The sequence below is a fragment of the Salinarimonas soli genome (assembly GCF_008386575.1).
GTDB classification, from domain to species: Bacteria; Pseudomonadota; Alphaproteobacteria; order Rhizobiales; family Beijerinckiaceae; genus Salinarimonas_A; species Salinarimonas_A soli.
In genome coordinates, this window is the sequence record NZ_VUOA01000269.1 from 1 (window position 1) to 258 (window position 258).

Here is a 258-nt window from a genome sequence, read left to right on the forward strand (position 1 = left end):
ATCCTGGCTCTTTCTTAAGACTTCTTCTGAACCTCACCAGCATACAAACTGGCGAGACTCTAGCCCTCGAGCGAGATGTAGCGAGGCTCCAGGAACTCGGAGATTCCCTCGAAGCCACCTTCGCGACCCACGCCGGATGCCTTCACACCACCAAACGGTGCAGATGCATCGGAAAGAACTCCGCGGTTGACTGCGACCATGCCACATTCCATCTTCTCAGCGAACTGCAGCGTCTCCTTCAGGTTCTCACCGCATACG

1 protein-coding gene is annotated in these 258 nt (G+C 55.8%); it reads right to left on the minus strand.

Annotated features, from left to right (window positions below; genetic code table 11):
* Window positions 1-59: 59 nt before the first annotated feature.
* The coding region (locus F0L46_RS25885) for an aldehyde dehydrogenase family protein (protein WP_149822448.1) at window positions 60-258 on the minus strand (199 nt) is incomplete at its 5' end.